Source organism: Ancylobacter sp. VNQ12 (assembly GCF_049445835.1).
Lineage (GTDB): Bacteria > Pseudomonadota > Alphaproteobacteria > Rhizobiales > Xanthobacteraceae > Ancylobacter.
On sequence record NZ_JBMSDU010000013.1, the window covers coordinates 70,358 to 95,686 of the forward strand.

The 25,329-nt window shown below is 67.3% G+C and carries 34 protein-coding genes and 1 tRNA gene; 14 read left to right on the forward strand and 21 right to left on the reverse strand.

Annotation, left to right across the window (positions count from 1 at the left end; genetic code table 11):
* Positions 1 to 58 precede the first annotated feature (58 nt).
* The 7 genes from ACO2RV_RS16790 (at position 59) to ACO2RV_RS16820 (ending at position 6,378) form a co-directional block, all read left to right on the forward strand.
* Complete coding sequence (locus ACO2RV_RS16790) at positions 59 to 286, forward strand: twin-arginine translocase TatA/TatE family subunit (protein ID WP_423294995.1); 228 nt, start codon at positions 59 to 61, stop codon at positions 284 to 286.
* A 59-nt stretch (positions 287 to 345) separates the two neighbouring features.
* Positions 346 to 1,107 (forward strand): Sec-independent protein translocase protein TatB, encoded by a 762-nt coding sequence (gene tatB / locus ACO2RV_RS16795; protein WP_423294999.1) that lies wholly within the window; start codon positions 346 to 348, stop codon positions 1,105 to 1,107.
* Positions 1,104 to 1,895 carry a twin-arginine translocase subunit TatC gene (gene tatC, locus ACO2RV_RS16800; protein WP_423295001.1) on the forward strand — a complete coding sequence of 264 codons (792 nt, stop codon included), beginning with the start codon at positions 1,104 to 1,106 and terminating at the stop codon, positions 1,893 to 1,895. The genes tatB and tatC overlap by 4 nt, the downstream gene beginning before the upstream one ends.
* Positions 1,896 to 2,011: 116 nt before the next feature.
* Positions 2,012 to 3,502, forward strand: a complete 1,491-nt coding sequence (gene serS / locus ACO2RV_RS16805) for a serine--tRNA ligase (RefSeq protein ID WP_423295003.1) — start codon at positions 2,012 to 2,014, stop codon at positions 3,500 to 3,502.
* A gap of 18 nt (positions 3,503 to 3,520) precedes the next feature.
* Positions 3,521 to 4,303, forward strand: coding sequence for a 5'/3'-nucleotidase SurE (gene surE / locus ACO2RV_RS16810; RefSeq protein ID WP_423295005.1), 783 nt, complete (start codon positions 3,521 to 3,523; stop codon positions 4,301 to 4,303).
* A 50-nt stretch (positions 4,304 to 4,353) separates the two neighbouring features.
* A complete protein-coding gene (locus tag ACO2RV_RS16815; protein ID WP_423295007.1) occupies positions 4,354 to 5,010 on the forward strand; it encodes a protein-L-isoaspartate(D-aspartate) O-methyltransferase in 657 nt (218 codons plus the stop codon).
* Positions 5,011 to 5,160: 150 nt separating this feature from the next.
* Positions 5,161 to 6,378, forward strand: a complete 1,218-nt coding sequence (locus ACO2RV_RS16820; RefSeq protein WP_423295009.1) for a peptidoglycan DD-metalloendopeptidase family protein — start codon at positions 5,161 to 5,163, stop codon at positions 6,376 to 6,378.
* Positions 6,379 to 6,453: 75 nt separating this feature from the next.
* Here ACO2RV_RS16820 and ACO2RV_RS16825 read toward each other — a convergent pair whose 3' ends face one another.
* Positions 6,454 to 7,350 (reverse strand): ATP-binding protein, encoded by an 897-nt coding sequence (locus tag ACO2RV_RS16825; protein WP_423295011.1) that lies wholly within the window; start codon positions 7,348 to 7,350, stop codon positions 6,454 to 6,456.
* Between the two features lie 198 nt (positions 7,351 to 7,548).
* On the opposite strand from ACO2RV_RS16825, the gene yajC reads away from it, so the two are divergent.
* From yajC to ACO2RV_RS16850, 5 genes are read left to right on the forward strand one after another with little or no spacing between them, the layout of a single operon-like run.
* Positions 7,549 to 7,887 (forward strand): preprotein translocase subunit YajC, encoded by a 339-nt coding sequence (gene yajC / locus ACO2RV_RS16830; RefSeq protein ID WP_423295014.1) that lies wholly within the window; start codon positions 7,549 to 7,551, stop codon positions 7,885 to 7,887.
* A gap of 47 nt (positions 7,888 to 7,934) precedes the next feature.
* Positions 7,935 to 9,533 (forward strand): protein translocase subunit SecD, encoded by a 1,599-nt coding sequence (secD, locus tag ACO2RV_RS16835; RefSeq protein WP_423295016.1) that lies wholly within the window; start codon positions 7,935 to 7,937, stop codon positions 9,531 to 9,533.
* 15 nt (positions 9,534 to 9,548) lie between these two features.
* Positions 9,549 to 10,505, forward strand: coding sequence for a protein translocase subunit SecF (gene secF, locus ACO2RV_RS16840; protein WP_423295018.1), 957 nt, complete (start codon positions 9,549 to 9,551; stop codon positions 10,503 to 10,505).
* A gap of 24 nt (positions 10,506 to 10,529) precedes the next feature.
* Positions 10,530 to 10,907, forward strand: coding sequence for an Mth938-like domain-containing protein (locus ACO2RV_RS16845; RefSeq protein WP_423295020.1), 378 nt, complete (start codon positions 10,530 to 10,532; stop codon positions 10,905 to 10,907).
* Between the two features lie 14 nt (positions 10,908 to 10,921).
* Positions 10,922 to 11,779, forward strand: a complete 858-nt coding sequence (locus tag ACO2RV_RS16850) for a phytoene/squalene synthase family protein (RefSeq protein ID WP_423295022.1) — start codon at positions 10,922 to 10,924, stop codon at positions 11,777 to 11,779.
* Here the strand turns inward: ACO2RV_RS16850 and ACO2RV_RS16855 are convergent.
* From ACO2RV_RS16855 to ACO2RV_RS16865, 3 genes are read right to left on the reverse strand one after another with little or no spacing between them, the layout of a single operon-like run.
* Entirely contained in the window at positions 11,774 to 12,175 is a 402-nt protein-coding gene (locus tag ACO2RV_RS16855; RefSeq protein WP_423295024.1) for a hypothetical protein, read from the reverse strand. The two genes, ACO2RV_RS16850 and ACO2RV_RS16855, sit on opposite strands and share 6 nt — an antisense overlap.
* A gap of 26 nt (positions 12,176 to 12,201) precedes the next feature.
* Positions 12,202 to 13,056, reverse strand: coding sequence for a 3-deoxy-8-phosphooctulonate synthase (kdsA, locus tag ACO2RV_RS16860; protein WP_423295026.1), 855 nt, complete (start codon positions 13,054 to 13,056; stop codon positions 12,202 to 12,204).
* 38 nt (positions 13,057 to 13,094) lie between these two features.
* A complete protein-coding gene (locus ACO2RV_RS16865) occupies positions 13,095 to 14,108 on the reverse strand; it encodes a KpsF/GutQ family sugar-phosphate isomerase (protein WP_423295186.1) in 1,014 nt (337 codons plus the stop codon).
* 310 nt (positions 14,109 to 14,418) lie between these two features.
* Between ACO2RV_RS16865 and ACO2RV_RS16870 the strand changes: the two genes are divergently transcribed.
* Together ACO2RV_RS16870 and ACO2RV_RS16875 are read left to right on the forward strand one after the other, a co-directional pair.
* Positions 14,419 to 15,528, forward strand: coding sequence for an AI-2E family transporter (locus ACO2RV_RS16870; RefSeq protein WP_423295028.1), 1,110 nt, complete (start codon positions 14,419 to 14,421; stop codon positions 15,526 to 15,528).
* Between the two features lie 95 nt (positions 15,529 to 15,623).
* Positions 15,624 to 15,700 (forward strand) — tRNA-Asp (locus tag ACO2RV_RS16875).
* Positions 15,701 to 15,714: 14 nt separating this feature from the next.
* On the opposite strand, the gene ACO2RV_RS16880 is transcribed toward ACO2RV_RS16875, so the two are convergent.
* From ACO2RV_RS16880 to ACO2RV_RS16960, 17 genes are all read right to left on the reverse strand, one after another.
* Positions 15,715 to 16,707 (reverse strand): hypothetical protein, encoded by a 993-nt coding sequence (locus ACO2RV_RS16880; RefSeq protein ID WP_423295030.1) that lies wholly within the window; start codon positions 16,705 to 16,707, stop codon positions 15,715 to 15,717.
* 255 nt (positions 16,708 to 16,962) lie between these two features.
* Positions 16,963 to 17,256: a hypothetical protein gene (locus ACO2RV_RS16885; protein ID WP_423295032.1), complete on the reverse strand. Its 294-nt coding sequence runs from the start codon at positions 17,254 to 17,256 to the stop codon at positions 16,963 to 16,965.
* 1 nt (position 17,257) lies between these two features.
* Positions 17,258 to 17,419, reverse strand: coding sequence for a hypothetical protein (locus ACO2RV_RS16890; protein WP_423295034.1), 162 nt, complete (start codon positions 17,417 to 17,419; stop codon positions 17,258 to 17,260).
* Positions 17,420 to 17,520: 101 nt separating this feature from the next.
* Positions 17,521 to 18,057 (reverse strand): hypothetical protein, encoded by a 537-nt coding sequence (locus tag ACO2RV_RS16895; RefSeq protein WP_423295036.1) that lies wholly within the window; start codon positions 18,055 to 18,057, stop codon positions 17,521 to 17,523.
* Positions 18,044 to 18,301 (reverse strand): hypothetical protein, encoded by a 258-nt coding sequence (locus tag ACO2RV_RS16900; protein WP_423295038.1) that lies wholly within the window; start codon positions 18,299 to 18,301, stop codon positions 18,044 to 18,046. The genes ACO2RV_RS16895 and ACO2RV_RS16900 overlap by 14 nt, the downstream gene beginning before the upstream one ends.
* A gap of 4 nt (positions 18,302 to 18,305) precedes the next feature.
* A complete protein-coding gene (locus ACO2RV_RS16905) occupies positions 18,306 to 19,301 on the reverse strand; it encodes a hypothetical protein (protein WP_423295040.1) in 996 nt (331 codons plus the stop codon).
* Positions 19,302 to 19,350: 49 nt separating this feature from the next.
* Positions 19,351 to 19,794: a hypothetical protein gene (locus tag ACO2RV_RS16910; RefSeq protein ID WP_423295042.1), complete on the reverse strand. Its 444-nt coding sequence runs from the start codon at positions 19,792 to 19,794 to the stop codon at positions 19,351 to 19,353.
* Positions 19,787 to 19,972, reverse strand: a complete 186-nt coding sequence (locus ACO2RV_RS16915; protein ID WP_423295045.1) for a hypothetical protein — start codon at positions 19,970 to 19,972, stop codon at positions 19,787 to 19,789. Before ACO2RV_RS16915 ends, ACO2RV_RS16910 begins: the two co-directional genes overlap by 8 nt.
* A gap of 3 nt (positions 19,973 to 19,975) precedes the next feature.
* The gene (locus tag ACO2RV_RS16920; RefSeq protein WP_423295047.1) at positions 19,976 to 20,707 is read right to left on the reverse strand and encodes a hypothetical protein; all 732 of its coding nucleotides are present in this window, start codon (positions 20,705 to 20,707) and stop codon (positions 19,976 to 19,978) included.
* A gap of 267 nt (positions 20,708 to 20,974) precedes the next feature.
* A complete protein-coding gene (locus tag ACO2RV_RS16925) occupies positions 20,975 to 21,826 on the reverse strand; it encodes a recombinase RecT (protein WP_423295049.1) in 852 nt (283 codons plus the stop codon).
* 13 nt (positions 21,827 to 21,839) lie between these two features.
* Entirely contained in the window at positions 21,840 to 22,871 is a 1,032-nt protein-coding gene (locus ACO2RV_RS16930) for a YqaJ viral recombinase family protein (protein ID WP_423295051.1), read from the reverse strand.
* A complete protein-coding gene (locus tag ACO2RV_RS16935) occupies positions 22,864 to 23,262 on the reverse strand; it encodes a hypothetical protein (RefSeq protein ID WP_423295053.1) in 399 nt (132 codons plus the stop codon). The genes ACO2RV_RS16930 and ACO2RV_RS16935 overlap by 8 nt, the downstream gene beginning before the upstream one ends.
* The gene (locus ACO2RV_RS16940) at positions 23,255 to 23,560 is read right to left on the reverse strand and encodes a hypothetical protein (RefSeq protein ID WP_423295055.1); all 306 of its coding nucleotides are present in this window, start codon (positions 23,558 to 23,560) and stop codon (positions 23,255 to 23,257) included. The genes ACO2RV_RS16935 and ACO2RV_RS16940 overlap by 8 nt, the downstream gene beginning before the upstream one ends.
* On the reverse strand, positions 23,557 to 23,820 hold the full coding sequence (locus tag ACO2RV_RS16945) for a hypothetical protein (protein WP_423295057.1): 264 nt from the start codon (positions 23,818 to 23,820) through the stop codon (positions 23,557 to 23,559). The genes ACO2RV_RS16940 and ACO2RV_RS16945 overlap by 4 nt, the downstream gene beginning before the upstream one ends.
* 114 nt (positions 23,821 to 23,934) lie before the next feature.
* Positions 23,935 to 24,276, reverse strand: a complete 342-nt coding sequence (locus ACO2RV_RS16950) for a hypothetical protein (protein ID WP_423295059.1) — start codon at positions 24,274 to 24,276, stop codon at positions 23,935 to 23,937.
* A complete protein-coding gene (locus tag ACO2RV_RS16955; protein ID WP_423295061.1) occupies positions 24,273 to 24,482 on the reverse strand; it encodes a hypothetical protein in 210 nt (69 codons plus the stop codon). The genes ACO2RV_RS16950 and ACO2RV_RS16955 overlap by 4 nt, the downstream gene beginning before the upstream one ends.
* 1 nt (position 24,483) lies before the next feature.
* Positions 24,484 to 25,326, reverse strand: coding sequence for a hypothetical protein (locus ACO2RV_RS16960; RefSeq protein ID WP_423295063.1), 843 nt, complete (start codon positions 25,324 to 25,326; stop codon positions 24,484 to 24,486).
* Positions 25,327 to 25,329 lie beyond the last annotated feature (3 nt).

A 25,329-nucleotide genomic window follows, 5' to 3' on the forward strand; every position in this document is an offset into this window, starting at 1 on the left:
CACAATTGCGATGCGCGGCCGCGAGGGGCCGGCGGCGCCTCGGACAGGGAGTTGTAAAATGGGTTCGTTGAGCATCTGGCATTGGATCATAGTGCTGGTGGTCGTGCTCCTCCTTTTCGGTCGCGGCAAGCTGTCCGAGTTGATGGGCGACGCCGCCAAGGGCATCAAGGCGTTCAAGAAGGGCATGGCCGACGACGAGGAGACGCCGTCCGCCAAGCCGGCCGAGCCGACGCGCTCGCTCGATCACCAGTCCACCGTGGAAGGCGAGCGCACCAAGGTCGGCTGAGACGGCTGGAGCGCTGCAAACGATCGGGGAGGGCCGCCATGCGCGGCCCCGCGTAACCTATGTTTGATATCGGCTGGTCCGAGCTTCTGGTGATCGGCATCGTCGCGCTTGTCGTGATCGGCCCGAAGGAGTTGCCGGCTGTCCTGCGCAAGATCGGGCAGGGCGTCGGCAAGCTGCGCCGCATGGCCGGCGAGTTCCAGGGGCAGTTCAACGAGGCGCTGCGCGAGGCGGAGCTGTCCGAGTTCAAGGACAACATCACCGGCTTCAAGAACGACCTTGGCAACCTCGCCAGCGATGCGCGCACGAGCCTCGCCAATGCAATGCCGACGAATCCGCTGCACGACATCGAGGATTCGATGAAGGCGCCCACCGGCGCGGTCGAGAGCACGGAACTGCCCGCCGGCGATATCGAGGCGCAGCTGCCGCAGCCGACCGAGCTGGAGGTGCATCCCTTCGAGTCGATCGAGGACGAGGTGCGCGCGGCAGCGGCGAATCTGCCCCCGGTCGCGCCGGGTGTGGCCAAGGCAGCGGACGCCAAGCCGGCGGAGAACACGCCTGTCGCGACGGCGAAGCCCGCCGAGGTGGTGCCTCCCGCGCCCGAGAAGCCCAAGCCCGCGCCGCGCCGCAAGGCGGCAGCCGCCACAGAGCCTGAAGTCGCGGCGGCGGTTGCCGCGCTTGACGGGCCCGCCGCCGACGCCAAACCGGCCGTGAAGCCGCGTGCGCGCGCCAAGGCCGAGCCGGGCGCCACGAAGGCCACCCGGCCCCGCATCACCCGGAAGCCGGGCGGGTCCACCAGCGGCAATGAGGGGCCGCAGGCATGAGCCAGGATGATATCGACGCCTCCAAGGCGCCGCTGATCGAGCACCTGATCGAGCTGCGCTCGCGGCTGATCAAGTCGCTGATCGCGTTCTTCATCGCCTTCTTCGCCTGCTTCATGCTGGGCAAGTTCATCTACAACATCCTGCTCTGGCCGTACGAGTTCGCGGCCGGCGGCACGGAGCATGTGAAGCTCATCTACACGGCGCCGCAGGAATTCCTGTTTACCCAGATCAAGCTGGGCATGTTCGGGGCGGCGTTCATCTCCTTCCCCGTGGTGGCGACGCAGATCTATATGTTCGTCGCGCCGGGGCTCTACAGCCACGAGAAGAACGCCTTCCGCCCCTATCTGGTGGCGACGCCGGTGTGCTTCCTGATCGGTGCGGCCTTCGTCTATTTCGTCGCCATGCCGATGGCGATGACCTACTTCCTCTCCATGCAGCAGGCGGCCGGGCCGGGCTCGGCGGAAATCTCCATGCTGCCGCAGGTCAGCGAGTATCTGTCGCTGATCATGACGCTGATCTTCGCCTTCGGCATCTGCTTCCAGCTGCCGGTGATCCTCACTCTGCTGGCGCAGATCGGCGTGGTGAGTTCGGATCAGCTGAAGAAGTTCCGCCGCTATGCCATTGTCGGTGTGTTCGTGGTGGCGGCGGTGCTGACCCCGCCGGACGTGGTGAGCCAGCTCGGCCTCGCCATCCCGACCCTGCTGCTCTACGAAGTGTCGGTCGTGCTGGTGCGCATGATCGAGAAGAAGCGCGCGGCGGCCGAGGCGGCGGCGAATTCCACGACCTGACTTCTAAAGCGACCGCCATTCTGGCCGCGCCGGGCTTGTCCCGGCGCTGCCGATTGGGTAGGTCCGTGCCACCTTCGGCAGGTCGGTGAAACGCCGGGGGCGAAAGCGAGACGTCCATGCACGACATCAAATGGATCCGCGAGGAGCCGCAGGGCCTCATTCGTGCGCTGACGCGCCGTGGCACCGCCGAGGCCGACGCCTCGGCGCTGGTGGCCGAGCTTCTGGCGCTGGACGAGCGCCGGCGCTCCGGCATCGCCCGGCTCGAAGAGTTGCAAGCCCGCCGCAACGCCGCCTCCAAGGAGATCGGTGCGGCGAAGAAGGCCGGCAATGACGGGCTCGCCGAGACGCTGATGGCCGAGGTCGGCAAGCTCAAGACCGACATTCCCGCGCTCGACGCGGACGTGAAGGCGACCGAGACGGCGCTGAACGACAAGCTCGCCGCCATCCCCAACGTGCCGCTCGACATCGTGCCGGATGGTGCGGACGAGCATGACAATGTCGAGATCGCCAAGGCTGGCGTGAAGCCCGACATGGCGTTCGTGCCGAAGCAGCATTTCGAGCTCGGCGAGGCGCTCGGCCAGATGGATTTCGAGGCTGCCGCCAAGCTTTCCGGCGCGCGCTTCGTGGTGCTGAAGGGCAAGCTAGCGCGGCTGGAACGCGCCATCGGCCAGCTGTTCATCAATACCCATGTCGACGAACACGGCTACACCGAGGTCGCCCCGCCGATCCTGGTGAAGGATGAGGCGATGTTCGGCACGGCGCAGTTGCCGAAATTTGAGGATGATCAGTTCTTTACTGATCCTCGCAGGCCCGGATGGGCTGCTGCTGCGGCAGAGGCGGTCAGCAGCATAGTCAAGTCAAACCTTCCCAAGGCTGGCGAGACCGTTACACTTGAAGGTCTGCTTCGTAAGTCGGCCAAAGACGCAGCCTCCGTAGTGAAGATCTGGAGTGAGATGGCGAAGAACGAAGCCGCTGGCGACGCTCCTTTCAGTGGCACTCGGCTTGGCCTCATCCCCACCGCCGAGGTTCCGTTGACCAACCTCGTGGCGAATTCCATCCTCGCCGAGGAAGAACTCCCGCTGCGCTACACCGCGCTCACCCCCTGCTTCCGCGCGGAGGCGGGATCGGCGGGGCGCGATACGCGCGGCATGATCCGCCAGCACCAGTTCAACAAGGTGGAGATGGTCTCCATCACCACCCCGGAGAAGTCGCTGGAGGAGCAGGAGCGCATGCTCGCCTGCGCGCAGGCGGTGCTGAACAAGCTCGGCCTGCACCATCGCGTGGTGACGCTGTGCACCGGCGACATGGGCTTTGCCTCCGCCCGCACCTTCGACATCGAGGTGTGGCTGCCGGGGCAGAATGCCTATCGCGAGATTTCCTCGGTCTCCACCTGCACCGACTTCCAGGCCCGGCGCATGAATGCGCGCTACCGGGCGAAGGACAGCAAGGCGCCGCGCTTCCTGCACACGCTGAACGGTTCGGGCGTGGCGGTCGGGCGCGCGCTGGTGGCGGTGCTGGAGAACTACCAGAACGAGGACGGCTCCATCACCGTGCCGGACGTGCTGGTGCCCTATATGGGCGGGCTGACCAGGATCGAGCGGGCCTGACGTTTAGAGGAAAGAACGATGCGCATCCTGGTCACCAATGACGACGGCATCCACGCTCCCGGTCTGGAGGCCTGCGCGCGCATCGCGCGGGCGCTGTCCGACGATGTGTGGGTGGTGGCGCCGGAGACCGACCAGTCCGGCGTGTCGCATTCGCTTTCGCTGTCCGATCCGCTGCGGCTGCGCAAGGTGGAGGAGCAGCGCTACGCGGTGAAGGGCACGCCGACCGACTGCGTGATCATGGCCGTGCGGCACATCTTGGCCGATCACAAGCCCGACCTCGTGCTCTCCGGCGTCAATCGCGGGCAGAACGTGGCCGAAGATGTCGGCTATTCCGGCACCGTCGCCGGCGCCATGGAAGGCACCGTGCTCGGCATTCCCTCCGTCGCGCTGTCGCAGGCCTATGGCTTCGAGACCAAGGCGGCGCCGGCCTACACCGTCGCTGAGCATTGGGGGCCGCAGGTCATCCGTACGCTGCTGGAGCAGGGGATTCCGCCCGGCATCGTGGTCAATGTGAACTTCCCCAACCGTCCGGTGGACGATGTAAAGGGCATCGCGGTGACGGCGCAGGGCCGGCGCAACCAGGATCTTCTGCGCATCGACCAGCGGGCCGACGGGCGCGGCAATCCCTATTACTGGATCGCCTTCGAGAAGCGTATCTTCGAGACGGTGAACGGCTCGGACCTGCATGCGCTCGACCAGGGGCTGATCTCGGTGACGCCGCTGCGGCTCGACATGACCGACGAGCCGGAAATGACCCGGCTGGCGCAGGTCTTCACGCGTGGGCAGGCCTTCGCCCGTTGACAAGTCTTCGCCCGCTGGTCCGATTGGGCGGGCAGGAACGGAGGCAGTCCGTGACCGGTGCCGAGCATGACGACGCTGTGGAGCGTGCCCGGCTGCTGCTGGCGCTGCGCCAGCGCGGCATACGCGACCGTGCGGTGATGCGCGCCCTGGAGGAGGTGCCGCGCGAGCACTTCGTCGAGCCGGCGATGCGCCGCGTCGCGTGGAGCGATCACGCTTTGCCGATCGATTGCGGCCAGACCATCAGCCAGCCGACCGTGGTGGCGCTGATGACGCAGGCGCTGGAGATCACCTCCGCGCATAACGTGCTCGAGGTCGGCACCGGCTCCGGCTACCACGCCGCGATTCTCGCCAGCATCGCCCGCCATGTCGTGACGCTGGAGCGCTTCCGCACGCTCGCGCGCACCGCGGCGCTGCGGCTGCGCGAGCTCGGTTTCACCAATGTGGAGGTCGTGGTCGCCGACGGCCTCGCCGGCTATCCCGCCGGGGCACCGTATGACCGCATTGTGCTCAACGCGGCACTGCGCGAGGTGCCGGCTGCGCTGTTCGAGCAGCTGGCGCCAGAGGGCATTCTGGTGGCCCCGGTCGGTCCGCCGGAGGACACGCAGATGCTCGTGCGTTACGCCCGCAAAGGCGGCGGGCTGGAGCGGCGCGACCTCGGACCCGTGCGTTTCGTGCCGATGCTGCCCGGAATAGCTGCCGTTCTCTAGGATTTCTGCCGCGAAAACGCCGCGAAGCTTGCAGGATGCTGCATCGTTTAAGCCGACGTTTACCTATACAGGGCTTTAATCCAAACCGGTCCAGCGTTCGGGTGTGGTGCGATGCGTAACTTCCTGTCGGCGTCCGGTTGCAAGCCTCTCATGCGGCTTTCCGTTGTTGCGCTTCTTGGCGGAACGGCGGCCGCGTGCAGCTCGGATACTGCGCGTTTCAACGATCCCAACGGTAATCCGTTCTCGGCGCAGAGCGCCAGCCCGGCCTATACCGGCTCGGTTGCCGCCGCCCCGACAGGCGCGGTGCAGGCGGCGCCGATCGGCGGGGCGCCGATGGCCGCACCGCAGGTCGCCTCCGGCTATCCCGCGCCTGTTGCCAGTCCTTACGGTGCTCCCCGGCAGGTGGCCAGCGCCACGCCGGCGAATGCGGCCCCGGCCTATCCCGCCCCGACCTACAACACCCCGTCCTATCCGGCCGCGCAGGCGGCTGGTGCGCCGCAGCCGCTCTATGGCAGCCAGCCGCAGCCGATGGCGGCAGCGGCTCCCGCCGCCGTCCGGGCGCCCCAGGTGGCAGCCGCCACCGCTGGCGGGCACGTGGTGCGGCCAGGCGAGACGCTGAGCTCGATCTCCCGCAATTACGGCATTTCGCGCAGCGCCCTGGCCGCTGCGAACGGGCTCGATGCCAATGCGCAGGTGCAGATCGGCCGCAAGCTGGTCGTTCCCGGCGCGGGCGCCCCGGTCAACCCGGTCGCCGCCGCGCCGAAGCCGGCCGCCACGCAAGCCGTTGCCACAACTCCGGCCCTGACCCCCGCTGGCAAGCCGGCGACCGTGGCTTCATCCGCGACGCCGTCCGTCACCACGGGCGCGCCGGCGGCCAAGCCCGCCACGGTCGCCGCCGCGCCGGCTGCGGCTCCGGCCGAGCCCAAGCCGCAGACCATCGCCGCCGTGAAGCCCGCCGAGACGCCGGACGAGATGCGCACGGCGAGCGGCGCGCAGTTCCGCTGGCCGGTGCGCGGCCGCGTCATCTCCGGCTTCGGGCCGAAGCCGGGCGGGCAGAAGAACGAGGGCATCAACGTCTCTGTGCCGGAAGGTACAGCGGTCAAGGCCGCCGAGGACGGCGTCGTCGCCTATGCCGGCAGCGAGCTGAAGGGTTATGGCAACCTGGTGCTGATCAAGCACTCCGACGGCTACGTCACGGCTTACGCGCACAATAGCGAGCTCGACGTGAAGAAGGGCGATCCGGTCAAGCGCGGCCAGGTCATCGCCAAGGCGGGCCAGACCGGCAACGTGACCTCGCCGCAGGTGCACTTCGAAATCCGCAAGGGTTCGGAGCCTGTCGATCCCTCGCAGTATCTCGCCGGCCTCTGATCGCCGCTCCGGCTTAACCGGCGGGAAATATCCCCGCCGTGGACAACCGGCGCGACAAGTGGACCTTGGCGCCGGTCAGCGCGGGACGGCAGGTGGGTCGGAAAGCGATACGCCAAGCCGTCCCGCGACATCCTGAACATATTGCCAGGCGGTACGGCCCGAGCGGGCGCCGCGCGTGGTGGACCACTCCAAGGCCTCGCGCCGCAGGGTGTCGGCGTCGATCTTCACGCCGAAATGGGCGACATAACCCTCGACCATCGACAGATACTCGTCCTGGCTGCATTTGTGGAAGCCGAGCCACAGGCCGAAACGGTCGGACAGCGAGACCTTCTCCTCCACCGCCTCGCCCGGATTGATCGCGGTCGAGCGCTCATTCTCCATCATGTCGCGCGGCAGCAGATGCCGGCGGTTGGAAGTGGCGTAGAAGATGACGTTCTCCGGCCGCCCTTCGATGCCACCTTCCAGAACCGCCTTGAGCGATTTGTAAGAGGTGTCGTCGGCATCGAAGGACAGGTCGTCGCAGAACACGACGAATCGGAACGGCGCGGGACGCATCAGCGCCATCAGCGCGGGCAGGGTCTCGATGTCCTCGCGATGGATTTCCACAAGCTTGATCGGCAGCTTGCCCTCGCGACCGATCTCCGTGTTGACCTCGGCGTGGCTCGCCTTGACCAGCGAGCTCTTGCCCATGCCGCGCGCACCCCACAGCAGGGCGTTGTTGGCGGGCAGGCCGCGGGCGAAGCGCAGCGTGTTGTCGAGCAGCTGGTCGCGCGTGCCGTCGATGCCCTTGAGCAGCCCCATGTCGACGCGGCTCACGCGCGGCACGGGTTCCAGCCGTTTCACGTCGGCGTGCCAGACGAAGGCGTCGGCGGCGTCGAAGTCGGCGCTGGCGGCGCGCGGCGGAGCGATGCGCTCCAGCGCCTCGGCGATGCGGGCGAGGACCGGGCCGAGATCGTCGATCGTATGGGTCATGATGGAGCTCCTTGGCGGAGCGAAATAGCGATACGGAACGGGTAGCACAAGCCTAACCGTAACGTACGTTACTCCCTGTCGCGGACGTGACGCGGCGCACTGCCGACGGCGTTTGCATTCGGCGGGCGCGTCAGTATAGTCCGCGCCGCTTCGCCGGGCCTTCTGCCCGCCTGATTTCGACGGACCCAAGGAACCGACATGTTGATTACGCCCGCCTATGCGCAGGCCGCCGGCGCCGGCGGTACCGACATGCTGATGTCGCTACTGCCCTTCGTTCTGATCTTCGTGATCATGTATTTCCTGATCCTGCGCCCGCAGCAGAAGAAGGTGAAGGCACACCAGGAACTGGTGAAGAACATTCGCCGCGGCGACACCGTGATCACCTCGGGTGGCCTGATCGGCAAGGTTGCGCGCGTCGTGGACGACACCGAGATCGAGCTGCAGCTCGCCGACGGCGTGAAGGTTCGCCAGCTGCGTGGCCTGATCACGGACGTGCGCGCCAAGGGCGAGCCGGCCAAGGACGAAGGCACCGCCTGACGCTTACCTCTTGCGGCCGCCGGGTTTGAGCGGCCGGAAGGATCGATATGCTCTACTTCTCGAAATGGAAGGCCTTCGCCATCCTCGCGGTCTCGGCGATCATCTGTCTGATGGTCGTCCCGAGCCTGCTGCCGTCGAAGGTCTATGACAGCCTGCCAGGCTTCCTCCACCGCAAGATCGTGCTCGGACTCGACTTGCAGGGCGGCTCCTACATCGTGTTGCAGGTCGACGCCGGCGAGCTCCGCAAGGGCCGGCTCGAACAGTTGCGCGACGATGCGCGACGCGTGCTGCGCGATGCCAAGATCGGCTATGGCGGGCTGAACATCCAGGGCGATTCCGTTCAGGTCCGCCTGCGCGACGCAAAGGACGGCGAGGCCGCGCTGACGCAGCTGCGCACGCTGGCGGCGCCGATCGGCGGTACGCTGTCGACCTCCGGGCAGCTCGACACCGATGTCTCGCTCAGCGGCGACGTGATCAGCATCACGCCGACCGCGACGGGCATCCAGTCGCGCACCATCCAGGCGGTGTCGCAGTCCATCGAGATCATCCGCAAGCGTATCGACCAGCTCGGCACCACCGAGCCTTCGATCCAGCGCCAGGGCGCCGACCGCATCCAGGTGCAGGTGCCGGGCCTGCAGGACCCCTCCCGCCTGAAGGCGCTGCTCGGCCAGACCGCCAAGCTGACCTTCCGCCTCGTCGATACCTCGATGAGCGCGCAGCAGGCACTGCAGGGCCGTCCGCCCACCGGAACCGAGATCCTCTACTCGCAGGACAACCCGCCTGTCCCCTATCTGATCGAGCAGCGCATCCTGGTCGCCGGCGAGGACCTGACCGACGCGCAGCCGAGCTTCGACCCGCAGACGCGCGAGCCGGTGGTCACGTTCCGCTTCAACACCAATGGCGCGCGCCGTTTCGCCGAGGCCACGCAGGCCAATGTCGGCAAACCCTTCGCCATCGTGCTCGACAACCACGTCATCTCGGCGCCGGTGATCCGCGAGCCCATTCTCGGCGGCTCGGGCCAGATCAGCGGCAGCTTCACCGTGCAGCAGGCGAACGACCTCGCCATCCTGCTGCGTGCCGGCGCGCTGCCGGTGCCGCTGCAGGTCGTGGAGGAACGCACCGTCGGTCCCGGTCTCGGCGCGGATTCGATCCGCTCGGGCATCGTCGCCTCGGTGGTCGGCGCGGCCGCGGTCGCCATCTTCATGATCGCGACCTACGGCCTGTTCGGCGTGATCGCCAACATCGCCGTGGCGATCAATGTCGGCATGATCTTCGGCGTGCTCGCCATGCTCGGCGCGACGCTGACCTTGCCCGGCATTGCCGGCGTGGTGCTCACGGTCGGCATCGCGGTCGATTCGAACGTGCTGATCTATGAGCGCATCCGCGAGGAGGCGAGGGCGGGCCGCTCGGCGATCTCCGCCATCGACGCCGGCTTCACCCGCGCGCTCGCGACCATCCTCGATTCGAACATCACCACGTTCATCGCCGCGGCGGTGCTGTTCTATATCGGCTCGGGCCCGGTGCGCGGCTTTGCCATCACCTTCGGCATCGGCATCATCACCACCGTGTTCACGGCCTTCACGCTGACCCGCCTTATGGTGGCGTTCTGGGTGCGCTGGCGGCGTCCCCAGCGCGTTCCGATCTGAGAAAGGCGAGCGCACATGCCTCTGCTTCGTATCGTCCCGGACGACACGCATTTTGACTTCATGCGCTTCCGGCGCATCAGCTTCCCGATCTCGGCCCTGTTGTCGATCGTGGCGCTGGTGGCGTTCTTCACGCTCGGCCTCAATTTCGGCATCGACTTCAAGGGCGGCACGCTGCTTGAGGTGCGCTACCCCGGCAACACGCTGAACATCGGCGAGGTGCGCTCCAAGCTCGAATCGCTCGAGCTCGGCGAGGTGCAGATCCAGGAGATCGGCGGCGACGGCGAGGTGCTGATCCGCGTCGCCCAGCAGCCGGGCGGCGAGCAGGCACAGCAGGTCGTGGTTGGCAAGGTGCGCGCCGCGCTGGGCGAAGGCGTCGAGTATCGCCGCATTGAGGTGGTGGGCCCGCGCGTGTCGCAGGAACTGCTCAGCTACGGCATCGTCGGGTTGATGCTCGCGGTGTTCTGCATCCTGATCTATTTGTGGTTCCGTTTCGAATGGCAGTTTGCCCTCGGCGCGTCGATCGCGAACTTCCACGACATCGTGCTGACCATCGGCTTCATGGCGATCTTCCAGATCGACTTCGATCTCACGAGCGTCGCCGCGCTGCTGACCATTCTGGGCTACTCGCTGAACGACACCATCGTCATCTATGACCGCATCCGCGAGATGCTGCGTCGCTACAAGAAGATGCCGACGGACGAATTGCTCAACCAGTCGATCAATTCGACCCTGTCGCGCTCGGTCATCACCCATGTCACCGTGACGCTGGCGCTGCTGGCGCTGGTGCTGTTCGGTGGGCGGGCGATCCACTCCTTCTCCGTGACGATGATGTTCGGCGTGGTGCTGGTCGGCACCTACACCTCGATCTTCATCGCCTCGCCGCTGCTGATCTATCTCGGCGTGTCCACCCGGACCATGGCCGAGAAGGAGACCAAGAGCGCGAACCCGAAGGCCGAGCGCGTCGCGCCCTGAGGCACGCCCGGAGGGAGGCCCGGCATGGCCACGCCCGACGCTCATCTTCCGCGCCAGGTTCCGATCGACGGCTATGGCCGTCGGTCGTTCCACTTCGCCGGCATGGCGTCCGAGGGCTCCGTCCTGGCGCTGCCCTCGGGCATCCACGCCTGGGCGGCGGTGACGACCGCCGACATCGACGCGGCCTCTCTCCAGCTGGTGCTGGCACAGGCGGATCGGATCGAACTCCTGCTGATCGGCACGGGGGACGACCCGTGGCCGCTGCCGGATGCCCTGCGCTGGCGACTGCGCGACGCGGCCATTCGCGTGGACACCATGCCCACGGTCGCCGCCGCCTCGACCTATAATGTGCTGCTGGCGGAAGGGCGCGCCGTCGCCGCAGCCCTTCTGGCGCTCCCGTGAGCCCGGAGACGCAGATGAGCGAGGCCGACGGCGCCTATTGCGCGGCTCTGGTGCGCGATCTCGACCGCGACCGCTACATTGCCGACCTGTTCGCCCCGGCGGACAGGCGTGGTGCACTGTTCGCCCTGCATGCCTTCAATGTCGAGGTCGCCCGCGTCCGCGAGGCCATCACCAACCCGATGGCCGGCGAGGTCCGCCTGCAGTGGTGGAGCGATGCGCTGATCGGCGGCGCGCGCGGCGACGTGCGGGCCAACCCCGTCGCGGCAGCGCTGCTCGACGCCATCGAGGCGTATCGCCTGCCACGCGAGACCTTCTTCGCGCTGCTCGATGCCCGCGTCTTCGATCTCTATGACGACCCGATGCCGAGCGTGAACGACCTCGAGGGTTATGCGGGGGAGACGTCCTCGGCGCTGATCCGCCTCGCCGGCATCATTCTCACCGGTGGTGCCGATCGCGGATCGGCCGATGCGGCCGGTCATGCCGGTGTGGCCTATGCGATCACCGGCCTGCTGCGGTGCTTCCCGTTCCATGCCCGGCGCGGCCAGTGCTACGTGCCGCTCGACATTCTCGCCGCGCATGGACTGAAGCGGGACGACGCGGTGTCGGGCGCCGCGAGCCCGGCGCTGCGTGCGGCGCTGGGCGAGATGCGGGTGCTGGCCCGCAAACATTACGAACTCGCGATGGCGAGCCTGCGCGGCGTCGATCCACGCCTCCTGCCGGCCTTCCTGCCGTTGGCGCTGGTGCCGGGCGATCTCAAGCGGATGGAGCGTGCGCACGACCCCTTCGTTCAGGTGCCCGCCGCCTCGCCGCTGGCGCGGACATGGACGCTGTGGCGTGGCAGCCGGCGCCTGCTCGCCGCTTTCGGCTCATAGGCGACCGACGATCCGCAGCAGCAGGGCGCGGCCCACGGTGCCGGCAAGCAGGCCAGCGCCCGCGCCGGCGGCTCCGCCGAGGAACTGCGCCAGTTCGGAACTGCGGGTCAGCGTGAAGTTCTGGGCGACCTCCAGCGCGCCGGCGAGCGCCACCAGCGCGAGCGCGGCATAGAGGCGCCGGCGCGGATCGGCGATGCCAAGCGTCAGCAGCAGCCCGGTGCCGAAATAGGCGATGAAGTGCTCGAGATTCTTGTCCGCCCCGGTGCGCTCAATGTGGTCCGCAGGCAGCAGCGACAACATCGGCAGCGCAACGAGGCAGGCGACGGCCCCAACGCGTACCAGCCAGAGAACCGGCGAGGGCAGGCGGGTGGCGTGGCCGGAGGGCTGCGTCGACACGTCTCTCGCCTCCGGCCGGAATCGCCTCAGTTGGCGAGGTTCTTCGACACGCGATCGAAGGCCTGAAGCCGGGCGACGAGTTCCTCGAACTGGTTGAGGGGAACCATGTTCGGGCCGTCGGACGGGGCGTGGTCGGGATCGGGGTGGGTTTCGATGAACACGCCAGCGACGCCGACCGCCACGGCGGCGCGCGCCAGCACCGGCACGAATTCGCGCTGGCCGCCCGAGGAGGTGCCCTGGCCGCCCGGCTGCTGCACCGAATGGGTGGCGTCGAAGATCACCGGCGCGCCGGTCGTCTCGGCCATGATCGGCAAAGCGCGCATGTCCGTCACCAGCGTGTTGTAGCCGAAGGAGACGCCGCGCTCAGTGACCAGCACGTTGGGGTTTTCGCTCTCGATGAGCTTGGCCACCACGTTCTTCATGTCCCAGGGGGCGAGGAACTGGCCCTTCTTCACATTGACCACGCGGCCGGTATTCGCCGCCGCGATCAGAAGGTCGGTCTGGCGGCACAGGAAGGCGGGAATCTGCAGGATGTCGACCACCTCGGCCACGGGCGCGCACTGATCGTTGTCGTGCACGTCGGTCAGCACCGGCATGCCGTAGCGCTCGCGGATTTCCGCGAAGATCGGCAGGGCCGCCTTCAGCCCCATGCCGCGCGCGCCCTTGATCGAGGTACGGTTGGCCTTGTCGAAGGAGGTCTTGAAGACGACGCCGATGCCGCGCCGGCCCGCGATCTCCTTGATCGCGGCGGCGCATTCCAGCGCATGCTCGCGGCTTTCCATCTGGCAGGGGCCGGCGATGAGCGCGAGCGGCAGTTCATTGCCGAAGCGCACATCGCCCACGGTGACGACGGCGTTGGCTCGGTTATTGGCGCCGCTCATGGGAGGTTTCCTTGCAACTGGGAAGGCCGCTGGCGGCGTCAGACGACGCCGGCCCGCAGGATATCGTGAATATGGAGAATGCCGACCGGTGCGCCATCCACGACCGCGAAAAGCACGGTGACGGGCACGGGACGGCGGTTCATCCGGCCGAGCGCCGCGCTGGCGAGCTCGCCGGGCTGGACGACGAAGGGGGAGGCGGTCATGACGTCCTCGACTGGCCGGGGCAGCAGGTCCGTGCCCATGTGCCGGCGCAGGTCGCCATCGGTGATGATGCCGACGAGCCGTCCGTCGCCATCGACCACGCCGCAGCAGCCGAAGCGCTTGCCGGTGATCTCGATCAGCGCCTCCGCCATCTGCGTGCCGAGGCGCACCAGCGGCATCGCCTCGCCCTGGTGCATCAGGTCCGCCACCTTGAGCAGGCGCGCGCCCAGCTTGCCGCCGGGGTGGAACACGCGAAAATCCGAGGCGGAGAAGCCGCGCCGCTCCAGCAGCGCCACGGCGAGCGCATCGCCCAGCGCCAGCTGGATGAGGGTCGATGTGGTGGGGGCGAGGCCGTTCGGGCACGCCTCCTCCACGCGCGGCATGATCAGGACGACGTCCGCGGCGCGCCCGAGCGTGCTCTCGGCATTGGAGGTCATGGCGAGCAGCGGCACGGCGAAGCGGCGAGCATAGTGCACGACATCGCCGAGCTCGGCGGTTTCACCCGACCAGGACAGCGCCAGGACAACGTCGTCCGGCGTCACCATGCCGAGATCGCCGTGCCCCGCTTCCGCCGCGTGCAGGAACAGCGCCGGCGTGCCGGTGGAGGCGAGCGTCGCGGCCAGCTTGCGGCCGATATGCCCACTCTTGCCCATGCCGGTGACGATGACGCGCCCGCGGGCGGTCTCGATCAGCCGCGTGGCCTCCTCGATGGCATGGCCCAGCGGCCCATCCACGCTGTTCGCGAGTGCGGCGAGACCGTCGGCCTCGATGGACAGCGTGCGCCGTACGCAGGCGCGCAGCACCGCGTCCCCCTCGGTCAGGGCGGTCGGGGTGTTCTCCGACTGGGTCATGGCCACAGCGATGCTCCCTTGCTCGGGCGGCTCCGTCGGCCAAACGCGTCGACGCCAGCAGAACCACGGCAGGCGTCAATAAGGGGCATTGGCTCGCGATGCAACGCGGCGCACTCGCCCGTGTCCCGCGGTCGGCGCTTCCAGCTGGAGGATCGACGACCCGCGGGAGGGCCGTCAGGCGTGTGCGGAGGGCGCTCGGCCGCGAAATTATCGAAGAAGGCCCTCCCGTCGCCGCCGCGCGAGGAACCGGGGGAGGGGCCGTGCGTTTGCACGCTGGCGAGCCGCAGGCCGGCTGGGGTGAGGGCGGAACATGGACATTTGGCGCGGCACGGCGGGTGGGGCGGCAGCGGAGACCTCCGCATCGCCGGAGCAGGAGCGCACGGAGCGTCTCTGGCGCCGGGCCACCCAGCTCGCGGTCATCGTCACGGCGTTATTGGCCTTTGCCGCCGCAATGGTCATTGCGCGCGCCGTGCTGGTGCCGATCGTTGCCGCGGTGATCATCGGCAGCGTCATCGGGCCGGCGATCGAGGCGATGGCGCGCCGGGGCCTGCCGACGCCGCTCGGCTCCGTGCTAATCGTCGCCGCGCTGGTGGGGCTGATCTATGGTGCGGCGGTGACGCTCGCCGCGCCGCTGGCGGACTGGACGGCGCGGGCTCCGGAAATCGGCGCCATCATGGCGGAGCGTTTCGCCGCGCTGAAGCCGATGCTCCACACGATCGGCTCCTTCGTCGAATCCATCGAATCGGTTGGGCGGGTGGCCGAGCCGCCGATGACAGTGCGCATCGCCGATTCACGCATGCTGGAAAGCGCGCTCGGGCTGGTAACGCCGGCGATCGGCGAGTTCATCCTGTTTGTCGGTTCGCTGCTGTTCTTCCTGGCCGGCCGGATCCAGATCAAGCGCCGCCTCGTGCAGGCTATGGGGCCGCGCTCGGCGCGGCTGACGGCGCTGCGCGTGTTCCGCGAGATCGAGGAGCGGCTGGGCGCCTATCTGGTGACGGCAACCTTCATCAATATCGGCCTCGGCATCGCGACCGGCCTCATGACCTGGGCGCTGGGCATGCCAAATCCGCCGCTGTGGGGCGCGCTCGCGTGCCTGCTCAACTACATCCCCTATCTCGGCCCGGCGGTGATGACGCTGATCCTCGCCATTGCCGGCGTCGTCAGTTTCCCCGGCATCGTCGGCGGGCTGCTGCCGGCGGCGATGTTCCTGGCCATCACCAGCGTCGAGGGGCAGCTGCTCACGCCGCTGATCGTGGGGCGGCGGGTCTCGCTCAACCCTTTCGCGGTTTTCCTGTCCATGGCGTGGTGGACCTGGCTCTGGGGCCCGGCGGGAACCTTCCTCGCCGTACCGCTGCTGATCGCAGCGATGGCGCTGGCGGATGCGATGCTGGTGAAGCGTCGTCCACAGCTACCCGGATGAGCCATCGGGGGAATGTCGCGGATGCGCTTGACACCCGGTAATGGCTGCCTTAACACCCGCCCCACTCGACGAGCGGTCCACACGGACCCGTCGTTGGGGGTGTAGCTCAGTTGGTTAGAGCGCCGGCCTGTCACGCCGGAGGTCGCGGGTTCGAGCCCCGTCACTCCCGCCATTCAATTCAATGGCTTACGGCTGGTTTCGGGTTTTCCGTGATACTAGATTGACCGGCGCCGTGACACTTTCCGTGTCTTTTTGTTCCCGTATCCTCGCCCGCCCGATCTCGCGAGCGCCGTCGACTTGGCGCACCGTCGCGATGTGGACCGGCGCGTAAGTCTTCTGCAGTCGGGTCGATGCAGAGAGTGTGTTCGCCATCTTGGCCGACACGCCCCCCGGGCTCGCGCCACCGGCAAATGCCTCTACGGTGCCCGAACGGCGCATGTCGGCGAGCTGCCTCGTCTCTTCTGGCCCGAAGACCGCGGCGCGGACGGCCGCAAAATCCTTACCCAGCTTGTCCTTGCTGTACGGGCGCGGAAGCCAGCGCCTGCCGCCGGCTGTCGTCGGCTCCACATGGCGGGTTCGGAACAGCGCGGCGTTGTCGAGCAGTTCGAACCCGAGGCCCTCCAGATAGGCATTTAGGATCGCGTCGGACCAAAGCGATAGGGTCGCAGCCGCGGCGCGGCCGGTCTTCGCCCTCTCGACAGCGAAGTACGTTCCTGCGCCGTCCCGGCGCTTCTGGGATGCCGTGAGGGTTCGCAGGTCGACCGGCGACAACTGACTGTCCCATGCGACGGCCATGCAGGCGGCAAGGCCGCGATAGCCAAGGCGCCACGCTCTCTGCACGAGACGCTTCACTTCGTGGTCCGTCCACAAATCGTTCCGGGGCTGGGGCGCCGAGTTCGGCATAGCCATGGAAGGGTCGGCGCCGGGCGCACAGTAGCCCATGACCGCCATTTTCTTCCAAAGGGCGCGCCAGACCTTGATGGTGCGGAATGCCTCTCCTTCCGACACTTTCTCGGAAATGTGGCGGCGCAGGCCCTGCATCTGTTCCGGCGGGATGGTGCGCGGATCGAAGTCGCCAAAAAGAGGCTCGATCCATCGCCATGCGCGAGGCCAATCGTCTCGGCTAGCCCGCTCGGAGGTCCAGACGATGCCGCGGCCTTTCCGGTCCTCGGCACGCATCGCCATCGCCCGCCTATAGCCGTCTCCGACGCTGCCCGGAGGGTAGGGGGCTCGGGCGCCGGGCAAGGGGGCGCCACAGCGGGCTCTATCCCATTCTCCATTGAGAGCAAGCGCGCGGGCACGGTCGGAATCCGTCAGCACAGCCCCCAGCGTGACCATGCGGAATCCGTGCGCTTTCATGGCGCGTGTCGGCCGCCAGCGCCACTTGCCCTGGAGAAAGACCAGATAGCGGATCTTGTCGGCTCCCAAGGGCCCTCACAGATTGGCTAGGCGCTCGTTGAACATGTGGCGAGAATCGCGCGCAACAGAATGGCCGGTCAAGTTCGATCGGCTGTCCATCCATCCATCGATGGCCTTGAGGTCATACATGCCCGTGGTCGGGTCGGGCTGCGGGAACCCGCGCGCATGCAGCGCAGGCCGCGCCGCTTCGAACTCAACGAGCGTAAGGTGGAGGCGCCGCGCCGCCTTCGCCGCGGGCACATCCCGAGGCTCGACCGGGAAACGGACCCCGCTCGGACGTGGCGCGGCATGCGGCTTGTCGCTTCCCATCTCACTTCTCCCCGTCGAGAGCGGCTAGGGCAGCGTGGCCGGCGGGCTGGTATTCGCCGCACCACGATTGCTGGCTTGTGTTCGGCCATGCGTCGTTGAGATGTTCGGTCCCGGCATATGCGGTCCAGCGCGTCGTTGTGTCGGCGAAGATGGCGAAGGTCATCGGCGCCATTGGCGGGAAACGGACGCAATAGCCGCCTCCCAAGTCTTTTGCCGGATCGCTCCGCAGCCGCCAGAAGCGGCAGGTCCCGCAACACTCGCTCATCACTCACCCCCATCAGTCGGCGGGGCGGGCTGCGGCGCGAGGGCGCAAGCGCGTGCCTCGGTCAAGAGCGCGGCTGCGATCTCCCGCAGGTCATCGGGATAAAACCCTGAGCAGCGCTCCTCCATGCTGTCTGCAATAAGGCGCAGATGGCCGGCCAGCTTCTTCGCCGCCTCCTCCAGCGCCGCCCGCCTCACCGCGCCGGTGTCTACGGTGGGTGGGGTGGTGTAGAGGGGGTATTGCGTCGTGCGATCGTTGATGACCTGGAAGTCCTCCGGCCGGGTCACATGCGCAGACACCTCCGGCCCTTTTGGTCCATAATAGGCGTACACAGTCACCACCGGCTCCCCGGCAGGCGCGGGCTGGGGTGCGGCGGCGAGCATGGCGCGGTAGACCGCCTCGGCAACATCGCTAGGAAACGTATAGTCGGTACCCTCGTTCCAGTCGGTTGGGTTGGCTTCGCCGCCCGCCTCGATCATCTCTGGCGTCGGCTTAACCGGCACGAGCCGCCACTGCATATCGCGCTCACCCGTGCTCATGGCCGGCCTCCGTGGATGCGAGGGGGAGATAGAACCCGTCGTGGCACTCTCGGCAGACACGCATGCCGCCAACGACGCCGCCGTCAGAATATTCGGTGGTGATGCTGCCGATCTCGTCGTGCGTTGGGCCGCAGTACCAGCCAACCGCATGATCGAGCCTCTTGTATTTCTCGCATATGGAGCACTCGCCCCAGTTGCGGTCCTCGTTTAGGTCGATGATGTAGACGGGGAGCGGCTCTGCCATCGCCTCAGCCCTCCTTCGCCGTCGCGAGGGAGGCGCGGGCGATGTCGATAACGGCATTCAGCCTGTTAATGGCGGTCGTGAGGTTGTCGGTGCTGGCGTCTCCGCGCTTCACCTTTGATATGCGCTCCACCTCGCCCCTCAGCGCGGCGAGTTCGGTTTCGGCGGCTGTGGCGCGGGCCTTTAGTGCATGGATGCCGAGGTTGAGTGCTTCCAAATCCGCGATCCGCGCATCCTTGGCCTTGTTGTCGGCCTCTAGGGCGGTGATGTACTCACCGATCTCGATATCCAACCCCTCGTCATCGGCGGAATAGAACCTAGCCTCGGCCTCCTCGCTGAACCGAAGAAGTCGCTTCCTCAGCCGCTCCACCAGACCCGGCGCGGGGGTGGAGCGCGCAGCGGCAACGCCCGGATAAGCGCACCCATCGTCGCAATTATATCCGTCGCATCCCTCGCACTTATCGTTCGGACGAGCCTCCTGCGCCCCGCCGCCTTCGAGGGCAGAGAGGATGCGCTGCTCATAGTCGGCTTGCGCGGCAGTCTCCCCGCCAGAATCCCCCATGTGGTCTTGGTCCAGGTACCAAGACTTCCCGTTTCGATGCACCCTGTACAAGCCGAGGCCCGCCGCGACGGCCTGCCTCCCGCCGGCAGGGTGGTCGGACCATTTGAGAGACTTGACCTTCACCCGCTCCGCAGCGACGGTGGGAGGGTGGGCGTAGAGGGGAAACTGAAACAGCCCGCCGGGCGCCTTGCGTATGGGCAGATATACGCCTCCCACGTCATCGCCGGGGCGATCCTCGATGGCCTCCATCTGCCCCTTGCTGACATAGATGGCCGCCTTCGCCCCCGCCGCCTCGTACGCGGCCTTCATGGCGCGGGCGCCGAGGATGGCGTATTCCAGCGCTATCCGGAATTGGTTGCAGTGCATCGTCGGGTAACGTTTGGTCATAGCCTCCCGCGCCACCCGCCCCGGGTCCAGATCGTCATGCGCGTCAGTGGTCATGGGGTGTCTCCATTGTGCTCGGAGAGGGCGCGGGAGCGGTTGAGGCTGGTCATAGCGACACCTCATCAAGACGGCCGGCCTGCAGAAGTGCCCGCTGTTCTTGCAGCCGCTCAAGCCGCCATTGCGCCATGCGGAGGTCGCTGTTCGCCGTCTCCTCCGCATGTTCGAGCGCCGCAGTTATCGCGGCAGCGCTGCGAACGGCGCCCGGGCGCAGATAGATTGCGGCGCTCATCGAGTTTGAGTGCCGGGTGTCGACGACATCGGAGCGGGCGTAATAGGCGACCTGCCACGCGTTGATTTTTGGCCACGACTGATCGCAGAGTAGCGTCAGTTTCACATCGGCCGGGTCGAGCGGATCTGGGCCATAACCCCAATACGTGTCATAGAGCCGGCCATTCTGGACAATCGCTATGCGGGACTTGCACCAATAGGTTCGCCCCGCCTCATGGTGATACTGCCATCGATAGATTTGGCCGTCTTGAAGATCACCCATTCCGCCCTCCATCGCTGTCCGCGAACGGCCGGGCGTGCGGATCGTCGGCGGGGAAATCGTCCTGATCGAGGGCGCGGCGGCCCGCGAGCGTGGCGGCAATGCCCAGCGCCAGGCCGACGGCGATCCCGATCAGCAACGTGCCTGTGTCGAAGGTGCAGAGGTCGCAGGTTGCGAGCATCGATCACCTCCCACCGGTGCGCTGCTTGAGATGATGCCGGGCGTTCGCCTTGGCGTCGGAATCCATGTCCTTCTGCCCGACCATCCATTCGAGATAGTCGAGGGGCACTTCTTCCCAGCGCTTGCCGCGGTGCTTGCCGAAGGTGACGCGCGGGAGGAGCGCGGGCCCGCTTGACCAGCGCGCCAGCGTCGGCAGATCAACGCCGCTCTTGGCGGCCGTATCGATCACGCGGCACAGCAGCGCGGCGCCGACATAGGCGTCCGGCCCGGCTCGGTGCGGCGGCATGGCCGTTTCGAAGTCCACCTCAAGCCCGAGCCAATAGCGAAGTACCTGCAGGCTGTGCGACGGCGCATCCGGCCAGAGGCGCAGTGCGGCCTTATAGGTGCACAGCCAGGCGATGGAGCCGTTGCCGTAGAACTTGCGCTCGAAGTCGGCATTGTGCGCGGCGAGATAGTCCGCCGGCGGCTGTCCAAGGCGCAGGAAGGCGATATCGGGCGACGGCGCGCCGAGGACATCGGCATCGCTGATATGGTGGACGGCGCGCGCCTCGACCGGCATCGGCCGGCCGGGATTGGTGAGGATCGTCTGCGGCGGCTCGAACGACGTCACGACCGCGTCCGGGACGGGATCGCCGACGGTCACCTCGACATCGCACCAGCCGATTTCGCAGACCGCGTGCGGGTCGTCCTCATTCGGAATGCCGGTCGTTTCGAAATCCAGGCACCTAATCAGCATGGCTCAACCCTCCACACCCGCGCGGCGCAACTCGGCAGCGCGCGCCGTGACCTCGGCGGCGATCTCCGTTGCAGTGTCGACATCGACGCCGAGCTTGCTGCGGAGCCCGCGCTGGTCGGCGGACTTCCACCACGCCAGCAGCGCGACGCCATCCTCGGCGTTCTCGATCTGCGAGCGCGCCCAGAGGACGTATTCCTCGGCGGTGCGAATGGCCGGCGGGGGCGCATCGATGGAGCCGACGGCCCCCGCCTTCTCCGCGTCAGCCGCCTAGGGGGCGGGAGCGGCCTTCGCGGATTCGGAATTATCGTCGTCCTCGCCTTCGGCCTGATCCGGTGCGGCGAGGGCCGGCGCGGCGGCCGGCGGTGCAGCGAGGCGGTCAAGCGCATCGACCAGCGCGGGGCGCGGCCCCTTTACCGCGGCATCGCCAGCACCCTGCAGGTCGTAGAGGTCATCGTCGCGCCGCAGGAGGTCGTCGAGGTCGCTGGACATCGGCAGGCGCTTCGACAGACGGCGCAGGGCGGTCTTGATCGCCATCTGCTCCCACCAGTCCACCCACGGGCCGTTGTTCTTGGCGCGGGAGATCGCCCGGACCTTCTCGATTTCCTTGACCGACATCGGCTCGACGTAGAGTTCGCCGTCCTTGGTCTTCGCCATGGCAAAGACGCGCCGAACCGTGTCGGTGTCCGGGGTGTCGGCCGGCTCGTATTCGACATGCTCACCGCTGTCGTCGATCCAATACCGGAACTTGTCGCCGCCATAGACGACGCGCCCGGTGATCATTCCCAGCTCGCCGGAGTTGCGGATCTTCTTGAGGATGCCGAAGACCATGGGCATCCACTGAGCCTTGTTGCCATAGAGGACGATGGCGCCGTCGCGGCCGTCCGGCAGCAGGCCGTCCTGCGCCGATTTCATGCAGGCATTGAAGAACGACTGGCGATCCGCGCGCAGCAAGTCCTGATTGTTCTGCACGGCAGTCAGCACCACGCGCTTGAACCGCTCGACCGGGATATGCGCCGGCAGCGCGCGGGCGAATTCGTGCTCGCGTTGCTCGATCTGGTCCTTGATCACCACAAGGGGGTGCTGCTGCTTGCGCTCGGTCTGCGTCGCGACGTCGTTCATCGGGTGCTCCTCGTCATTCCGCTGCAATGGGCGGGCGGGCGGGCTTGATCTTGATCGGGCGATAGCTGGTCGGCTGGACCGTGTAGGCGCCGCGCCGGACGGTCTTCGCGCTGATCACGGTGCCGTCGGGCAGAATGCCGGTCGTCGCCTCGCCGAGGGCGTGGAGGATCTCGACATCGAGGTCCTTGCGCTCCTTCGACGCCGCAGTTCCGGCGCTCTCGATTTCCTTGAGCTGATCGCGCCGCGCTACGACCTCGACGATGCGATTGCCGCCGAGGTTCACGGTCTCGCCGTTGTCCTGGTCGTACATGCGGGCGATCAGCGCGCCGTCCTTGGCGAAGTCCGGCGGAGGGGCCTTGCCCGCGGCGACCATCTCCCAGAACTGCACGACCGATGAGCGGATGCGCTTGATCAGCCCCTCGTGCACCGGCACCTCGATCACCGGCAGGTCGATTCCGAAGCCGACGACGATCGGCGCCACGGCCGCCCACTGCGCGCCGGCCAGGTGTGCCTCGGTGATGCTCTGGACCGCGATCCACAGCGGCGGCCGCAGCTCGTTCGTGTCGGGATCGCGCCACTTCCGATTATAGACGCTGCCCTCGACGCTCTTGATCTGCACGATGCCGGGCCCGCGCGCCGGGTCCTCGACGAACACGTCAACGGTGGCGCCGAGACGGATCGACGGGTCGCGCAGATAGACCGCGCCGGCCCCGCTGTTGTGGGTGATCTTCCACGTCGGCTGCTGCTCGCGCAGAAGCTGGACCGCGACCGGCTCCAGCAGGCGCCCGCGCCGCATCGGGCCGGTTTCCTCCGGGTCATCGGATGCCCCGCCGGTCTTGAGGTCATAGAGCTCGTAGGCGGTCATGTAGTCATGCACGCCCTGACCGAGCAGCGCGGCGACGACCGATGCCGTGACGTCGTGCTTGCGCATCGCGAGCCATGCAGCATGATCTGCGATCGGGATGCGCTGCACCTGCGTCTGCGCCCTGGCCTTCTCGACCACGCGCGCGGCGACGGCGCCGATGGGCTGGAAGGTGTCAGTCATGACCGCCCCCCGTTGCCGCTGAAGCGGCCAACTGATCGAATGCGGCGGTTGCGTCGAACCATCGGTCGTCTTTGACGATGTGCCCGATGGCCGTGATCATGCCCACGAGGCCCGGTCCTGATCGCTTCACGCGCACCGTGCGCCCTGTCAGCTTCGACCAGTCCTCGACATCGGCCGCGCGCATGACACCGACGATCCACTCGGCACAGAAATTTTTCTGGTCCCAATGCTCGCCGGCCTTCGACTTCGGCATCCCGCCGAGAACCAGCCCGCCGTAGCCCTGATGGCTGCTGTCGCCATAGTCGAGGCCGATGCTGGAAGTCAGGATGAGCCCGCGCTCTATAGTGATTGTCGCGTAGTCGATGACGGCGTTCTGGATGATCTCACCCATGACTGACCTCCGGAATGACGGGCTCGTCGTCGAATGCGATGGCCTGCGGGTAGAGGCCGCGCCGGGCGATCCGGCGGATGCGGCGCAGGTCTTCGCCGTGATCGAGCGCGGCGAGAATGTCGCGCAAGGCGAGCTGGTAGCGGCGCTCGAGGGCCACGCGGACAGCGACATCGGTTTCGCGCCGACGGTGAACGAACTCCGAAACAGCAAGCCCGGCACCGATCGTCAGCGCGGACCCCATCACGGCGCCGAGCAGCAAGAACGGAAGCGGCGAGGTCAGGAGGCCGATGGAAATCATTGAACCCGCGCCTCCGGCTGGTGCGTGGGCTGCGGGGCGCCAGCGGCGTCCATCATCTTGAGCCGGGTGGACAGGGTGACGCTGGTGGTGAGCGCGATGAAGGCGCGCTGCTCCTGGTTCATGCCGTGCATCGCCGAGGCGAGAAGGTCGACGGCAAGGCTGACGATCTCGGTCGATTCGATCAGCGATCCACGCCGCGCCACCTCGGCGGTTAGCATCGCTTCAACCTGACAGGTCAGGCATTTGCAGGCATCGGCCATGTCAGCCTCCGATGATGAAGAACAGGGCGGCGCTCGCGAGAACCGGTCCGCCGAGGCAGGCCGCCAGCGGGAGCACCTGGGCGAGGACGAGCGAGGGAGTGACGGGGGCGCGGTTCATGACCGGCCCTCGGCTTTAGCGATGGCGGCCTGAATGCGCTCCAAACGCGCGGCGCAATAGGTGCTGGCTGGCGCGCCGGGCAGGAGCTTCTTGGCCCGCTTCTGCTCCGCGTCGAGGCATTCCTTCGCCGCTGCCAGCAAGTCCTTGGCGGCGGAGATCAGGCCGGCGTTGGCCTCCTCCTCGCCATCACGGTCATCACCGCACCAGACCGCCGCGATAACGTCCTGGCCTCGCCGAACGATGGTGATTTCATCGCCGCGAAGCTGCGCCCAATCCTTGGCGCTCATGCTCATGACGCCGGGGCGCCACTCGCCTTTCGTGTGCTTCCCGGCGCTCATTCCGCACCGCCTTCCGCGCGGGCGGCGAGTTGAGCGCGGACGCGGGCGGATGCCTTGAGCCGCTTGTCGGCGCACTTCTGGCAGTGAGCGCCGTAGCTCTCATTTCGGTCGCTCATCAGCAGGCCGTCGGCGCGCTTGCCGCATTGACGGCAGGCGGGGTAACGGTCGAACCAGCGCAGAGACGGGGTATCCTCAAGCGTTGCCATCTCACACCCCCGCTTCGTTCAGCGCGGGGCCGGCGGCGGCGGCGAGCGCGGCGGTTGCGGCTTCGAAAGCGCGGCGGCCGGTTGCGCCCATGACGGCGTCGATCACGTCGTCGGCGATGTCCGCGAGCATGACGTCGTCGCACTCTGCGAGCGGCGCCTGCTGGCGCAGCTTGGCGATGACGACAGGGATAATGATCTCGTCGCCCGGATCCCGGTTGCGCACACCCCATTCGTACTCGGCCGCGATGTCCGCGATCTTCTCTTTCGCGGAGAGCGATGCGTCCTCAAGTGCGGTGCCGATGGCATCGCGCAGGACCCGATAGCAGACCCACGCCTCGTAGCGCTCAGACCACGTTCGACTGAGGTCGGCGTCCTTCAGGGTGAGGGATGACAGCTTGAAGTCGCGGGTGGCCTCCGGCCTCTCGGCGATCTCAATCGTCTTCGCATTTGCCATGGCCTGCGCCACGGCCTCCGCAGCTTCCTCGGAAGCGCACAGCCTGCTCTCGTCGTAGATCGATCCCGATCCGACGCCCGTCTCGCACGCCATGTACCGGACCGGGTCTCTACCCTCCCATGGGTGCGTGGTGACTTCGATCTTGCCGACGGTCAGGCGGCTGACGATCGGATAGGCGACCTGTCGCTCGGGCTTGGGGAGGTCCGCCGGGCGGCCCCATCCCATGCAGCGCTGGCATTCGGTGTCCAGTTCGGCCCCGGCCGGAGTGACGACCTTCCACCGGCGCGTGCCGAGGCAATCGGGGCACGGCAAGGCTTCAATCCTGGTGCCGAAGGATGGGTAGAACACGATGTCGCCAATGGCGAATTTCGGGGTCGGAAGGGTGTCCATCGC

What these genes read in the sequence shown, in the direction of transcription:
- ACO2RV_RS16790 (WP_423294995.1), top strand. Translation starts at nt 59, where the DNA reads ATGGGTTCGTTGAGCATCTGGCATTGGATCATAGTGCTGGTGGTCGTG.
- tatB (WP_423294999.1), top strand. Translation starts at nt 346, where the DNA reads ATGTTTGATATCGGCTGGTCCGAGCTTCTGGTGATCGGCATCGTCGCG.
- tatC (WP_423295001.1), top strand. Translation starts at nt 1,104, where the DNA reads ATGAGCCAGGATGATATCGACGCCTCCAAGGCGCCGCTGATCGAGCAC.
- serS (WP_423295003.1), top strand. Translation starts at nt 2,012, where the DNA reads ATGCACGACATCAAATGGATCCGCGAGGAGCCGCAGGGCCTCATTCGT.
- surE (WP_423295005.1), top strand. Translation starts at nt 3,521, where the DNA reads ATGCGCATCCTGGTCACCAATGACGACGGCATCCACGCTCCCGGTCTG.
- ACO2RV_RS16820 (WP_423295009.1), top strand. Translation starts at nt 5,161, where the DNA reads ATGCGGCTTTCCGTTGTTGCGCTTCTTGGCGGAACGGCGGCCGCGTGC.
- ACO2RV_RS16825 (WP_423295011.1), bottom strand. Translation starts at nt 7,350, where the DNA reads ATGACCCATACGATCGACGATCTCGGCCCGGTCCTCGCCCGCATCGCC.
- yajC (WP_423295014.1), top strand. Translation starts at nt 7,549, where the DNA reads ATGTTGATTACGCCCGCCTATGCGCAGGCCGCCGGCGCCGGCGGTACC.
- secD (WP_423295016.1), top strand. Translation starts at nt 7,935, where the DNA reads ATGCTCTACTTCTCGAAATGGAAGGCCTTCGCCATCCTCGCGGTCTCG.
- secF (WP_423295018.1), top strand. Translation starts at nt 9,549, where the DNA reads ATGCCTCTGCTTCGTATCGTCCCGGACGACACGCATTTTGACTTCATG.
- ACO2RV_RS16845 (WP_423295020.1), top strand. Translation starts at nt 10,530, where the DNA reads ATGGCCACGCCCGACGCTCATCTTCCGCGCCAGGTTCCGATCGACGGC.
- ACO2RV_RS16850 (WP_423295022.1), top strand. Translation starts at nt 10,922, where the DNA reads ATGAGCGAGGCCGACGGCGCCTATTGCGCGGCTCTGGTGCGCGATCTC.
- kdsA (WP_423295026.1), bottom strand. Translation starts at nt 13,056, where the DNA reads ATGAGCGGCGCCAATAACCGAGCCAACGCCGTCGTCACCGTGGGCGAT.
- ACO2RV_RS16865 (WP_423295186.1), bottom strand. Translation starts at nt 14,108, where the DNA reads ATGACCCAGTCGGAGAACACCCCGACCGCCCTGACCGAGGGGGACGCG.
- ACO2RV_RS16870 (WP_423295028.1), top strand. Translation starts at nt 14,419, where the DNA reads ATGGACATTTGGCGCGGCACGGCGGGTGGGGCGGCAGCGGAGACCTCC.
- ACO2RV_RS16880 (WP_423295030.1), bottom strand. Translation starts at nt 16,707, where the DNA reads ATGCGTGCCGAGGACCGGAAAGGCCGCGGCATCGTCTGGACCTCCGAG.
- ACO2RV_RS16885 (WP_423295032.1), bottom strand. Translation starts at nt 17,256, where the DNA reads ATGGGAAGCGACAAGCCGCATGCCGCGCCACGTCCGAGCGGGGTCCGT.
- ACO2RV_RS16890 (WP_423295034.1), bottom strand. Translation starts at nt 17,419, where the DNA reads ATGACCTTCGCCATCTTCGCCGACACAACGACGCGCTGGACCGCATAT.
- ACO2RV_RS16895 (WP_423295036.1), bottom strand. Translation starts at nt 18,057, where the DNA reads ATGAGCACGGGTGAGCGCGATATGCAGTGGCGGCTCGTGCCGGTTAAG.
- ACO2RV_RS16900 (WP_423295038.1), bottom strand. Translation starts at nt 18,301, where the DNA reads ATGGCAGAGCCGCTCCCCGTCTACATCATCGACCTAAACGAGGACCGC.
- ACO2RV_RS16905 (WP_423295040.1), bottom strand. Translation starts at nt 19,301, where the DNA reads ATGACCACTGACGCGCATGACGATCTGGACCCGGGGCGGGTGGCGCGG.
- ACO2RV_RS16910 (WP_423295042.1), bottom strand. Translation starts at nt 19,794, where the DNA reads ATGGGTGATCTTCAAGACGGCCAAATCTATCGATGGCAGTATCACCAT.
- ACO2RV_RS16915 (WP_423295045.1), bottom strand. Translation starts at nt 19,972, where the DNA reads ATGCTCGCAACCTGCGACCTCTGCACCTTCGACACAGGCACGTTGCTG.
- ACO2RV_RS16920 (WP_423295047.1), bottom strand. Translation starts at nt 20,707, where the DNA reads ATGCTGATTAGGTGCCTGGATTTCGAAACGACCGGCATTCCGAATGAG.
- ACO2RV_RS16925 (WP_423295049.1), bottom strand. Translation starts at nt 21,826, where the DNA reads ATGAACGACGTCGCGACGCAGACCGAGCGCAAGCAGCAGCACCCCCTT.
- ACO2RV_RS16930 (WP_423295051.1), bottom strand. Translation starts at nt 22,871, where the DNA reads ATGACTGACACCTTCCAGCCCATCGGCGCCGTCGCCGCGCGCGTGGTC.
- ACO2RV_RS16935 (WP_423295053.1), bottom strand. Translation starts at nt 23,262, where the DNA reads ATGGGTGAGATCATCCAGAACGCCGTCATCGACTACGCGACAATCACT.
- ACO2RV_RS16940 (WP_423295055.1), bottom strand. Translation starts at nt 23,560, where the DNA reads ATGATTTCCATCGGCCTCCTGACCTCGCCGCTTCCGTTCTTGCTGCTC.
- ACO2RV_RS16945 (WP_423295057.1), bottom strand. Translation starts at nt 23,820, where the DNA reads ATGGCCGATGCCTGCAAATGCCTGACCTGTCAGGTTGAAGCGATGCTA.
- ACO2RV_RS16950 (WP_423295059.1), bottom strand. Translation starts at nt 24,276, where the DNA reads ATGAGCGCCGGGAAGCACACGAAAGGCGAGTGGCGCCCCGGCGTCATG.
- ACO2RV_RS16955 (WP_423295061.1), bottom strand. Translation starts at nt 24,482, where the DNA reads ATGGCAACGCTTGAGGATACCCCGTCTCTGCGCTGGTTCGACCGTTAC.
- ACO2RV_RS16960 (WP_423295063.1), bottom strand. Translation starts at nt 25,326, where the DNA reads ATGGACACCCTTCCGACCCCGAAATTCGCCATTGGCGACATCGTGTTC.